This window comes from Gilliamella sp. LMG 34361, assembly GCF_984569075.1.
Genome location: NZ_OZ474903.1, coordinates 2,030,367 through 2,042,875 on the forward strand (window position 1 = coordinate 2,030,367; position 12,509 = coordinate 2,042,875).

General features: G+C 36.0%; 9 protein-coding genes. 1 reads left to right on the plus strand and 8 read right to left on the minus strand.

The window, feature by feature from the left end; all coding sequences use genetic code 11:
* Window positions 1-40: 40 nt before the first annotated feature.
* Window positions 41-1,420 carry an APC family permease gene (locus AC5LXI_RS09765; RefSeq protein WP_493442141.1) on the plus strand — a complete coding sequence of 460 codons (1,380 nt, stop codon included), beginning with the start codon at window positions 41-43 and terminating at the stop codon, window positions 1,418-1,420.
* A 123-nt stretch (window positions 1,421-1,543) separates the two neighbouring features.
* Here the strand turns inward: AC5LXI_RS09765 and AC5LXI_RS09770 are convergent, their stop codons facing one another.
* The 8 genes from AC5LXI_RS09770 to AC5LXI_RS09805 form a co-directional block, all read right to left on the minus strand.
* Window positions 1,544-1,807 carry an HPr family phosphocarrier protein gene (locus AC5LXI_RS09770; RefSeq protein WP_034913021.1) on the minus strand — a complete coding sequence of 88 codons (264 nt, stop codon included), beginning with the start codon at window positions 1,805-1,807 and terminating at the stop codon, window positions 1,544-1,546.
* A 144-nt stretch (window positions 1,808-1,951) separates the two neighbouring features.
* Window positions 1,952-2,893, minus strand: a complete 942-nt coding sequence (locus tag AC5LXI_RS09775) for a phosphatidate cytidylyltransferase (RefSeq protein ID WP_493442142.1) — start codon at window positions 2,891-2,893, stop codon at window positions 1,952-1,954.
* Window positions 2,894-2,928: 35 nt separating this feature from the next.
* Window positions 2,929-3,393, minus strand: coding sequence for a hypothetical protein (locus AC5LXI_RS09780; protein WP_493442143.1), 465 nt, complete (start codon window positions 3,391-3,393; stop codon window positions 2,929-2,931).
* Entirely contained in the window at window positions 3,387-4,709 is a 1,323-nt protein-coding gene (locus AC5LXI_RS09785) for a phosphatase PAP2/dual specificity phosphatase family protein (RefSeq protein WP_493442144.1), read from the minus strand. Before AC5LXI_RS09785 ends, AC5LXI_RS09780 begins: the two co-directional genes overlap by 7 nt.
* A gap of 2 nt (window positions 4,710-4,711) precedes the next feature.
* Window positions 4,712-6,469, minus strand: coding sequence for a bifunctional alpha/beta hydrolase/class I SAM-dependent methyltransferase (locus AC5LXI_RS09790; RefSeq protein ID WP_493442145.1), 1,758 nt, complete (start codon window positions 6,467-6,469; stop codon window positions 4,712-4,714).
* Window positions 6,470-6,472: 3 nt separating this feature from the next.
* Window positions 6,473-7,090 carry a CDP-alcohol phosphatidyltransferase family protein gene (locus tag AC5LXI_RS09795; RefSeq protein WP_493442146.1) on the minus strand — a complete coding sequence of 206 codons (618 nt, stop codon included), beginning with the start codon at window positions 7,088-7,090 and terminating at the stop codon, window positions 6,473-6,475.
* A gap of 21 nt (window positions 7,091-7,111) precedes the next feature.
* On the minus strand, window positions 7,112-11,386 hold the full coding sequence (locus AC5LXI_RS09800; RefSeq protein WP_493442147.1) for an acyl-CoA dehydratase activase-related protein: 4,275 nt from the start codon (window positions 11,384-11,386) through the stop codon (window positions 7,112-7,114).
* Between the two features lie 185 nt (window positions 11,387-11,571).
* Entirely contained in the window at window positions 11,572-12,288 is a 717-nt protein-coding gene (locus AC5LXI_RS09805) for an epoxyqueuosine reductase QueH (RefSeq protein WP_493442148.1), read from the minus strand.
* Window positions 12,289-12,509 lie beyond the last annotated feature (221 nt).

The following is a 12,509-nucleotide window of genomic DNA, read 5'->3' on the forward strand; positions in this document are numbered from 1 at the left end:
GTTTTTTATTGTTTTTTGGGACAGAGGAGCAAATTAAATCATGTCCGCAATAAAAATGAAACGAGTTTTAACCACACCTGCATTGATTGCATTTGGTTTAGCTTATATGGTTCCTTTAGGGATCTTTACCACTTATGGGGAAGTTACCGTTGTCAGTAATGGACACTTACCTGTAGCCTATATCATCACCCTTGCCATGATCTTTTTCACAGCATTAAGTTATTGCCGAATGGCAAATAAACTACCTATTGCTGGTTCGGCTTATACCTATGTACAACGAACTTTTGGTGGAAAAGCTGGTTTCCTAGTTGGTTGGGCACAAATTCTTGATTACCTATTTTTACCAATATTAAATTACTTGGTTTTAGGGATCTATCTACATGAACTCTATGATAGTATTCCGGCTTATGTATATGTATTGGCATCGATTATAGGTGTAAGTGTATTAAATTACCTTGGAATCAAGTTAATTAATTGGGCCAATATTACTTTGAACTTCTTTCAAGCATTATTCATCGTATTGTTTATTATTTTAACATTGGCAAATGTTCATTTAACACCTGAAACAATGTTAAAACCAATATCAGTCACAACCGATGATTTTAGTGGTTTATTTTCTGGAGCTGCCATATTATGTCTTGCCTTCTTAGGTTTTGATGCCATAGCAACATTAGCAGAAGAATCCAATGATGCGAAAAAAACCTTACCAAGAGCAATTATCGGCACCGTATTGATTGCTGGTTGTATATTTTTAATTGTCTCATATTGTGCGCATTTAGCTTACCCACAATGGACAGATTTTATTGATAATAAAGATACCGCCAGTTTAGATGTAATGCGTAGAGTTGATAGCATAAGTCATCTAACCAATATACTTGGCAAATACGGAAATGATTTTATGTATAATTTCTTCCAAACCGCTTATTTGACAGGTGTATTTGCCTCTACAATGACCGCACAAACTAGTGTGTCACGAATCTTTTATGCGATGGGACGTGAAGGTGTGTTACCAAAACAGATCTTCTATAAAATTCATCCACGTTTTCGAACACCTTATTTATCAATTATTTTTGTTTCCTGTTTTTCCCTACTCTCTTTGGTACTTGATTTAAGCTTAGTCGTTTCGATGATCAGTTTTGGCGCCTTAGTAGCCTTTACCTTCGTTAACCTATGCGTAATCAAAAGTTACCTAAGTGGTACGAAAAAAACAGTACCAATGCTTTTAAAATATGGATTAATGCCAGCAATTGGTGTATCACTTTCGTTATGGCTATGGACCAGTCTTGAAGCGACAGCGATGACGGTAGGTTTAATTTGGTTAGTAATTGGATTCTGTTATTTACTTTATCTAACTCGATGTTTTACCAAATCACTACCTTCTATTGATCATACAGAATTGGATTCAATCATCAAAGATTAGTAATCTATTAGGTCTACTTAAAAGTATTTAGTTGATGCCCTTTTAAAACAATTCCGTCGACCTTGGTCGACGGAATTTTCATTTCTCAGTAAATAAAATAAGCTAAATTAAAATCGCTTAAAATTATTCACCAAAGCCTGTAGCAAATAATTCACGGATTTCATCCATTGCTGCTTGTTCATCTTCACCATCACAGATGATTTCAACAGTTGAACCACCTTTAACACCAGCACCAAGTAACCCCATCATGCTTTTTAATTTAATGGCTTTATCGTTATAAACAAGTTCGATTGATGATTTATAACGGCCAGCTAATTTAACCAAAGTCGTTACTGGGCGGGCATGTAAGCCAGTTGAATTTTTTACTACCATTTGCTCTTTTAACATATTATAGTCCTTACATATATCTAACGTTAATACAATGCATGTATTTATATCATAAATTCATTTTTTTTGCTCTTTTTTAGCATCAATTTTTGAAATTATTTGATTATATGATAGTTTTGCTAATATTTTTCATCACATTAAAAACTATATTAGCCAAAAATATCTTACGATATGAAAAAATATCGGCGCAGCAAAGCAAATAGAATCAAAACGATCAAGTATTCCACCGTGACCACCTATTAGTTTGCCCCAATCTTTTACCCCGCGATCACGTTTAATAGCAGACATAACTAGACCACCCATAAATCCTAACAAAGTGATCATTAAGGAAATAAGTCCTGATTGTACAAAAGTAAACGGAGTGATCCAACACATACAGGCACCAATAAAACTAGCAGATAAAACGCCACCAATAAAGCCTTCAATCGTCTTTGATGGTGATACATTTGGGCTAATTTTATGTTTACCAAACAATTTACCAAATACGTACTGCAACACGTCAGATAACTGAACGATTAAAACTAAATAAGCAATGAGTAATAGATTACGCCCTTGGTAATTTTCGATATCTAATACTAATAATGCCGGCACACACGAAATACTATATACCGTAATCATCAATCCCCATTGCACATCGGCTATTCTCGCCAAAAAATTAGTGGTTGAACCAGTTATTGTGGCAAATATCGCCAGAAACAAGAAAGCATAAACCGGAATAAAGATACTAAATAGACCATACCATGCTAAGGCAACCAAAATATATTGCACAGGTAAAGCAACTGCAAAAGCAAAGATTAGGGCAAAAAAGTCAGAGCGATTGATAGGAGTTAAAATAAGAAACTCTCGCAATGCTAAAGCAGAAATAACAAAAAACAAAAAAATTACTGCTAGTTGTCCAAACCAAAACGCTAAACCAATAATGGCAACCATTACCCACCACGCATTGATGCGAGTATTTAAATTATCGATAACACTATTAGGTGATGTAAGACGATATTTTAACAATTGACCAATAATTGTTGCCACTAACAAAAATAAGCCGATGCCCAAAAATAATAATAGCGTATCATGTTGGAAATGGGACATCTCAGCGCTCCTTATATTGCTGTAGTTCTAATCTATTAACTTGTGATAATAGCATTAATCACCATAAAAACGATTAAACAATTTTGTAATAAAAATAGAATTATCTGCTTTTTAAACAAGGATAAAATCCCTTTTTGCCGTTCAGCGACCGTTCTTGATGATTGGTGAGATTTGATTAATTGCAAATTGACTAATGCTTTATCCATAGCTAACAGCTCTTCTGGCAAATGATCAACATGCTCAGATAAATATACAAACAATTTTCTATCAAAATCTATCCTTATTGCATAATACTTACTCATTAAACCTAGAATAAAAATGATTAGGCAACAGATAGTTAATGATGTTAGCGAAACATGAATCAAAGCGACAATAGCAGCTAATATGGTTAATAGCATCGAAAAAATATCAATATGTTTACTTAACGATAAAAAACAACAAAACGTTACTAAATCTACTTTAGTTACACTATTTTGCGAAATATTATTACTACTCAACATATCACTGTCTCATCTTTAAAGTTAGCCAACCAATTGGATAAAATCAGTTGTTGCTGGCAAGAAATCACAATTGAATTCCGTTGTTCTTTTACTATTCCTATCGCCTGTTGCAGCGTGTTAGCTCTTTTAGTCCACAATAACCATGCAATAACTGCAGTTGCACTCCTCGAATAACCTAAAGCACAACAGACTAATAATTTACCCTGCTGCCGATAATATTCGATAGCTTGTGCAGCCTGCTGACACTCTTGTTGTGATAAGGGCGTCATATCTAAAACCGGAATAAGCTTATAGTTACCGTTAAAACATCCAATTGGCAACTCGGCACAAAGATCGACAACCGATATAAAATGATTTTGATTTAGCGATTTTGAGGATGGAATACGACCTAAATAGACTTCATCAATAATCAAATCATCAGTTGGATGTTTAATTGTCCATAACCGTGAATTGAGCCACATAATAGCAAAAAATGGCAAATAGAGCAGATAAACGGCTAACTTAAAATGACCATTTTGCTGTTTTTGCAAACCAGATGCGCCAAACAATAAATAATTAGCAGCAATCAATAACCAGGCACCAGCCAACCATAACAACCAGAGTGCCCAGCCAGAAAAGTAAATAGCTACAGTGAGTGACAGTAGGCATAAACAAAAATAGAACATCGCCCAAGTATAATTTTTAGTTAATGGTCGATGTTTTAATGGCGTCGTCATATTATCTGGCCATAGCCAAATAGAAAAACAGCCTACCCATAATCCAGTTGGAATATCGAAAAAATGATGTTGCCAAGTAGTTAAAACCGAAAGTGCAATCAAAAAACACCAAAAATGTAATAGATAACGCCCAATCCCCCGAAAATATTGCGCATAAAACTGCCACAAAATAACTAATAACGTGATATGTAATGAAGGAGCTTGATTAAACGGCTTATCAAATCCCATTAAAATATCAAACAGTAAACCAAAAAAGCCATCCAAAGCAGGCCGTTCAAAATAGAACTTAAGCGGAAAAACTAAGAAGCAAATAATACAAATCACTTGCGCGGTTAACAGTCGTAAACCAAGAGTTTTCAGGGATTGCCAAGAAGTTGGCAATAAAATAGCAAGACCATACATCAGATCGATAGACCAATAAGGAATTATCGTCCATGACCAAAGTGGAATAGAATATTCCCAACTAAAAAATAGACTTGGCACATCTTGACGTTGCGAAGTTAACCAGTTAGCAAAATTATAGCTAGCAAAAAAGAATACTGATAAACCGGCTAACCACAAACATTTATAAACATTTAGACGGTTAATTAGTTTTGGCATAATCAATGCGAATTTCTCTGAGCGACAGATACCGTAAAAATGCCCCACTGATCGACCAACATGGTTACTTTACTAAATCCTGCTTCGGCAACTAACTGATCCATCTCAAGTTGAGTTCGTCGTCGCATAATCCACGGTTGCCCTTGTCGATGTGAAGTTAACGCTCTAGCAATAAATTCTAATTGCGGATGCCAAGGTTGATTGGTGTAAAGTAAATAGCCACCTTGTGGTATTACATCAGCCAAGCCAGCTAAAGATTGCTGTAACAGTTGATTATCACCAAATAATTCATACAATCCTGATACTACCGCTAAATTAGGTTTAGGTGATAATTGTGAAAGTTCGTCACGACTAAAAGCATCGCCTTTTTCAAAACGAACGATATCGCTTAAACCTTGTTGCGCAATTAGTGCTTGGCCATCACGGATATTAATATCACTATAATCACGCAACAACACCGAATTAGGTTTATTAGCGATTTGATTAATGGTTTCTAAAATATATCGACCATGCCCTGCGGCTATATCAACAATATTTACTTCAGTAAATTGTTGTTGTAACTGTTCAATAGCTTGCTTTAAGAGTTGTTCAAGATGAATTTTTCGTTGCCGAATCCCTCGCCAACCAATAGATTGTAAATAGAGATAATCAAAAAAACGCCCAAGTTTAGAGGTTCCAGACGGTTCATTTCGATAGACATAATCAAGTGTACTACCGGAATCAAAACCGGTTTCAAACCCTAGTTTTATTCCATCCGACAGATTACTCGCATATTTCAAGGTCGCTTTAACTAACTTCCAATACCATGGTTTAAGCCAACCAGAAGGCGGTAAAGCTAACTTATCGGATTCAGATCGAGTATAACCAACCCGATCGGCATTAGTTAATTTTGGCACATTTGGTTGATTAGCAAAACAACCTTGAATAAATCGCCTTGCTCTATCAATTGCCATATAACGATCTTTCTCGCCAAAGGTATCATGATAAAATTTTGGGAGGATATGAAACTCTTTTTGATTGGTTCCTAAATTATCATAAAACGCCTGTTGTGGTTTTCGTCGCACCACAAAATCACAACCAGAAACTAACAACTGTGTAGGGACGGTGATAGCATTGGCATCTTTAACAATTCGATCCGCTACCGCATACAAATCAAGCAGTAATCTCACCGAAATAGGTTTAGTAATTAAAGGATCTTTATTAAAAGAATCTGCTCGACTGCCATCATGGGTTAGTAAATTTGGTTTAACATAACTATTTACAAAGAAATTGCCTTTCAAGTTATATAATAACTTAAGTCCCGGCACCGCTAATGGCACATATAATTTAACGCTAAAAGCTGGAGCACCTAAAACTAAAGCGCGAATATTCGGTACATAATCATGCACCCAACCAGCAGCAATTACTGCACCAACACTTTGAGCGATAATAGCAATATCTTGCATATCAATCGCATATTCTTTAATGATATGCTCTATAAAACAGTTGGCATCTTTTATCAGAGTAGCAAAATTTACCGCATCACCACGTTGACCATCAGATTGACCATTTCCTCGCGCATCCCAAGCAAAAATATGGAAATCAGGTAATTCCAGCTCTTCGGCTAAATGGGCAATTCGTCCAGAATGTTCATGCCCACGATGAAAAAGTACAATTGCTTTTGAAGCTGTTTTCGTATCACTATCGACTGCTGGCCAATAACGATAAAATAATTGACAGCCATCATGACTAATAAATGTGTTTTGCTGCTGTTCGCGCATTAATTATTCCTTATTATTTTTCGCTTCTTGCAATCCTTTTCTCACTCTATTAATCACAGTAATTAGTAACAAAAAGGTGATAAGCCACAATAGAACATTTAGCCATTCAAGCGGCAATAGATAGGTTGCAATGCCTAAACTAATTAGGCTAAAAGCTAAAGCTCGATCGCTTTTCCCCATAGGTCCATCATAACGTCGAGAACTACCAATCATCACACCGAGTACACCCGCGTATTCGGTTAGAAATGATAATAAGATCACTAATATCATTAAATTGGTATTAACTTGATTTATTTGAGTAAAGATTAACAGCAGAGCACAATCGGAAATCACATCACAAATCTCATTTAAATAGGCACCTAAATTGGATTTCTGACGAAATTCTCTGGCTAACATACCATCAATAGCATTAAGAGCCATCCGGATAAACATCCATATGGGTATTAACAAAAATAGCCATTGATGATCGGCAAAAAAGCCAACTAATAAAGCAATCAATATCGATCCAGCACAAGCAGCTAACGTGACTTGATTAGCAGTTATTCGTGAATTATAAAGCGAATTCACATAAGGACGAAGCAATGCTTGAAAGCGTGATTTTAATTGATAAATAGAAAACACAGATCGTCCCTTAATAGGTAATTATACAATTCGTTGTAGTTGAGCATACTTTAATGAACTTACCATAAAATGCAAACGGTTAAGTACATTGACCTCACCTGCACCATCATCAAAATCCAAATAGAGCAGATTCAGTTTTGGATTAAGATCGCGCATGCGTTTTTCCACTCCTTTAGACACAACATGATTAGCAATACAACCAAATGGCTGTAAACTAATAACGTTATTAATGCCATGCTCAGCAAAGGTCATAATACCCGCAGGAATCAACCAACCTTCACCATATTGATTGGCCAAATTCAAAATTTCCTTTGCTTTTTTTGCCATATCACGAATATTGTGGAATGGTTGATAATATTTAAAGCCAGACAATATTTGATTCGTTTTATTGATATACTTTAGGGCTACTGTCTCAAAAAAATAAAGCAAATAGGCAACATAACTTTTATTAACAACATTATTATCTACATTGGAATCATAGTTAACAAAAGTTTGGGCAAAAAATTCAATCATGGGTGGGATAACTGGTTCAATTCCCTGATCAATTAGCCACTCCACACTATGTTGATTACCGAAACTGTTGTATTTAACATAAATTTCACCAACAATCCCAATTTTCGGGCAATCTTTATTTAACGTCTCGATTTGATTAAAATGATCCACCGCCTCTTTTAACAACGCAAAGATCGCTTTTTTGCCTTTATGTTGATTGATGAGTTGTTGTAACTTTCTAATATAAAGCTCTTTCGCTTGGTTAGCTTGTTGTTTAAATTTGGTTCTAGGCGCAATCGAATAGAACATTTTCGAAATTGAATCTGTAAATAACATAGCAAAAAAAGTTGTTGGTAATGCTTTTAACCAATTAATTTTAAAACCAGGTTGTTCAATTTCTTTAATACTACCAAGACTAAGAGACACGATGGGAATATCTTCAAAACCATTACTAATCATTGCTTTCTTAATCAAAGAAAGATAACTACTCGCTCGGCACTGTCCACCCGTTTGAGTAATGCCTATAGCCACTTCATCACGTTGATATTTACCCGAATTAAGCGCTTTAATAATATCACCAACAATAATGGTCGCTGGATAGCATATCTCGTTATTACAATATTTAAGTCCCCATTCGACCGAACTTTTATCTGGTTTTGGCAAGGTTTCAAGTTTATAACCTGACAACGCAAAAATCGGCGGTAATAATGGTGAATAAAAATCGGAGATATAAGGTGCTAAAATAGTCCGACGCTGTTTATCTTGTTTAGCAAAAATAGCCATCTTTTTACGCTCAACAACTTTTAACGGTTGTTGGTGATTCATACGGATTGACTCAATAATCGAACGTAAACGCAACCGCACCGAACCAGTTGCCGTGATCTCATCGACTCGAATTATTGTACATGTCTTACCTTTTGACTCTAAAATCGCCTTACACTCATCGGTGACAATCGCATCAGGCCCACAACCAAACGAATTAAGTTGTACAAACTGAATATTTTTCGGTTGTTCAGCAACAAAACTAGCTGCTGCATATAAGCGATTTGGATAACTCCATTGTGAGCAAATTTGTAGTTCGGGCGATAATTGACTGATCGCACCTAACACTGAATCTTCGGTTATTACATCGCAACCAAGCGCATTTAAAATCTCTGGTGTTTTATGATTAATTAAACTATCACTATGATAAGGACGACCTGCCAAAATAAATACATAACGCCCCGTTTGTTTAGCATTATTTAGTACTTCAACCGCTTTGTTATACAGCGATTTCTTATATTCAGCTTGAGCAGCTAATGCATCAGAAAATGCTTGATTAGCTATCTTTTCTGCAATACCAAGCGAAGTTAAATAATTAATACAGCCCTTTTTCAACAATTTTTGATTACTAAAATTGATTACTGGATAATCCAGTGGCACGTCATATTTTTGACTAGGATTGATAGCACTATTCACCACCTCAGCATAGCTACTCACAATTGGACAGTTATAGCTATTAACTGCATTAGTAAACTGATCAGATTCAAACACCACCATCGGCATAAAAATACGATCAACCTTTTGCTCGATCAGCTCCATAATATGCCCATGTACCAGTTTAGCAGGAAAACAGATACTATCTGACATCACCGTCCCCGCCCCTTTCTCATAAATCTCATGGGTTGAATATGGCGAAAGTGTCACATTAATTCCACTACTTTTTAACAATGTATGCCAAAACGGAAAGTTTTCATATTGACCTAAAACACGAGGAATACCGACATTAAGTTTAGCTTGAGCATTATGAATATTGGTTCGTTCAAATAACAACGCATTTTTATAATCAAACATATTAAATGCATTTTTATCTTGATATTGATTATTACTTAAAAAGCGTTCACATTTATTACCAGAATAATAACGCTGACCATTAGCAAAGCGATAAATAATAATATCGCATTTATTCTCACAACCCTTACAGCGGGAAGGTTTCGCCTTATTATCTTCAGCTTTTTGTAGATTATTTAAACCAATAAATTGTGAAGGGGTTTGATTTTGCTGATAGTGATTTTTTGCCACTAACGCTGCACCATAAGCTCCCATTAATTCAGGAATATTGGAGCAAGCAATCTGAGCACCAGTTAACTGTTCTAAAGCACGAAACACCGCCGGATTCTTAAAAGTCCCGCCTTGCACCACAATATGATCGCCCAATTTACGCATATCATGTAATTTCAGCACTTTATGAATAGCATTTTTAATCACCGAAAAAGCCAATCCCGCTGAAATATCACCCATAGTGGCATTTTCACGCAGTGCTTGTTTTACTTTAGAGTTCATAAACACGGTACAGCGCGTCCCTAAATCACAAGGATTATTAGATTTACACGCGGCATCGGCAAAATCGATAGTATTGGAATTAAGGGATTTTGCGAAAGTCTCAATAAATGAACCACAACCCGATGAACATGCCTCATTCAACTCAATATGATTTACCACGCCATTAGCAATAAAAATAGCCTTCATATCTTGGCCGCCAATATCCATGATAAAACTCACTTTAGGATCGATATGTTTAGCCGCGGCAAAGTGTGCCATCGTCTCAACCAAACCATCATCAATCGCAAAAGCGGCTTTTAACAACTCCTCACCATAACCAGTGACACCACTGCGAGCAATCATAATCTCTTTACCGGATGCGGCAATCTCATCTTTAAGTACCGTTAAACCCTTAATTAGTGCTGTAATTGAGTGACCATTATTCGGTGCATAATAAGTAAAAAGTAGCTCATCATCCTCACTAACCAAGGTAATTTTAGTGGTGGTTGATCCACTGTCGATACCTAAAAAAGCATTCTGTTTTTGATAAGCGTTTAAAGTTAAGCGAGGTATTTCTATATACTTGCGTTTTTGTTTCCAATCATCAAAGGTCAACGACTGATTAAATAACGGTTTTAAGCGAAAAGACTGATTTACTTGAATCTTAGTTGACGTATTTAACCTCTCAATAAAATCTGTTAGCGAAAGCTCGCTACGCTCAATAGCATGAATTGCTGCGCCCCAAGCGGACAATAAGGTAGGATATTGAGTTGTGACAATCTGATCTTCGTTTAACTTTAAGGTATCTAATGCCGCTTGACCTAAAGTTGGAATAAATGAAAACGGCCCACCTATTAGCATCACCTTTGGCAAAATATCATAACCACGAGCCAAGGTATTAACCAATTGAATACAAACCGCATGTAAAACGGAATAAGCGATATTAGCTTTAGACACATTACGGCTAATTAAATTTTGCACATCAGTTTTGGCAAACACACCACAGCGCGAAGCAATAGGGTAGACTTTATCATGTTTAGTTGCCAACAGATCAAATTCTTGTACCGGCGTATTTAATAAGGTTGCCATCTGATCGATAAAAGCACCTGTCCCACCTGCACAGCTTCCATTCATCCGAATATCTGGTGGACGATCAGGAAAAAAGAAAATCATTTTACTATCTTCTCCACCGATATCGATTAAGGTGCGCACTTGAGGATATTTACGTTGCACAACCTCCGAAGCGGCAACCACTTCCTGAATAAAAGCAATATCTGCCTTCTCAGAAATTCCCATCCCAGCTGAACCTGTCACCTTAACCGACAGCATAGCATCATCACCAATATGCTGTTTAATTTCATCTAAAAGGGATAATACGGTAGGAACGATATGGGTGTTATGACGAACATAATTGGTATAAACAAAATTATCCTGCTCATCAAGCACGACACACTTAGCGGTTGTAGAACCAACATCCAATCCAAGCCTGTACATTTTTGGCATAAACAAACTCACATTTTGCAAATTTAGACTCAACCTATGAAAGGATCACAAAATCTATAAATAATTACTATACTTTTATGAAATTATTATAGCGAAATCTTTAAAATTTTTAATCAATTTGTTTGAAAAATGACATTTTTGGTTTTTTGACTAATAGAAAATGAATAAAAGAAATCAATTTGGCACTAGGCCTGATCTAAACCCTGCTTAGCAATAGTGATCACATTTTTCAAATCGACACCTTGAGCTTTTGCCGCAAAAATACAACCACAATAGCATTGACGATAAACATCATATTCCTTACAAAGCTCGATAGAACGCTTAAAACCATTATTCTTCTTAAAATCAGAAGGTAGATAATTAACAGAAAAAATCTCTTGAATTTCAAAGCCAAGTTGGTTGATTTTTTGACTATTCTTCTTAGGACTCAGCGTTAATGCACTTGCAAAATAATCAAATCCAAACTCTTGCGCCTTAATTGCCGCCAAATCTAAGCGCATCTTATAACAAAGATGGCATCTCTCACCACCTTCAGGCGCATCACGCAAATGTTCCACTTCTTTAATAAACTCAGCCGGTTGATAAGGGGCCTCTAAAAACTGCACATTATTACCTGTCTTTTGATTAAAGTCGGCAATAAACTTTTGCTGAACAACACTGCGATACTCATACTCCACACGAGGATGAATATTTGAATTAGCAAAATAAATCGTGATATCAGCATACTGCGCCAAATACTCAAGTACATAAGTACTACAAGGCGCACAGCAACTATGAATCAATAATTTAGGCCGCACCGACGCTAACTGCCAATCGGCAATCACCTCTTGCAAAATCGAATCATAATTCACTTTATTATGGGGATTTAATTTTTCGAGAATATCTTTGGCGTTGATTAACATTCGGGTTCTTTAACGTTTTGCTGCAAGATTAATGGAAATTAAGGCAGATATAATATAGTGAACTCAAAAAGCGTTCAAGTTTAAAGGAAAATATTGTTTCTTCGGATTAATTGAAAACGCCAACCCCCCCACTCCTCAACATTTAAGTAATAGGGTACTGTCTACACGGCATAAAACGCATTAGAGCCTTTAATGTCACTGTATATCAGTTTCTAAACTGC

Excerpts from the sequence above, each read along its gene's own strand:
- AC5LXI_RS09800 (WP_493442147.1), bottom strand. The coding sequence starts at position 11,386 with ATGCCAAAAATGTACAGGCTTGGATTGGATGTTGGTTCTACAACCGCT.
- AC5LXI_RS09765 (WP_493442141.1), top strand. The coding sequence starts at position 41 with ATGTCCGCAATAAAAATGAAACGAGTTTTAACCACACCTGCATTGATT.
- AC5LXI_RS09780 (WP_493442143.1), bottom strand. The coding sequence starts at position 3,393 with ATGTTGAGTAGTAATAATATTTCGCAAAATAGTGTAACTAAAGTAGAT.
- AC5LXI_RS09785 (WP_493442144.1), bottom strand. The coding sequence starts at position 4,709 with ATGCCAAAACTAATTAACCGTCTAAATGTTTATAAATGTTTGTGGTTA.
- AC5LXI_RS09770 (WP_034913021.1), bottom strand. The coding sequence starts at position 1,807 with ATGTTAAAAGAGCAAATGGTAGTAAAAAATTCAACTGGCTTACATGCC.
- AC5LXI_RS09775 (WP_493442142.1), bottom strand. The coding sequence starts at position 2,893 with ATGTCCCATTTCCAACATGATACGCTATTATTATTTTTGGGCATCGGC.
- AC5LXI_RS09790 (WP_493442145.1), bottom strand. The coding sequence starts at position 6,469 with ATGCGCGAACAGCAGCAAAACACATTTATTAGTCATGATGGCTGTCAA.
- AC5LXI_RS09805 (WP_493442148.1), bottom strand. The coding sequence starts at position 12,288 with ATGTTAATCAACGCCAAAGATATTCTCGAAAAATTAAATCCCCATAAT.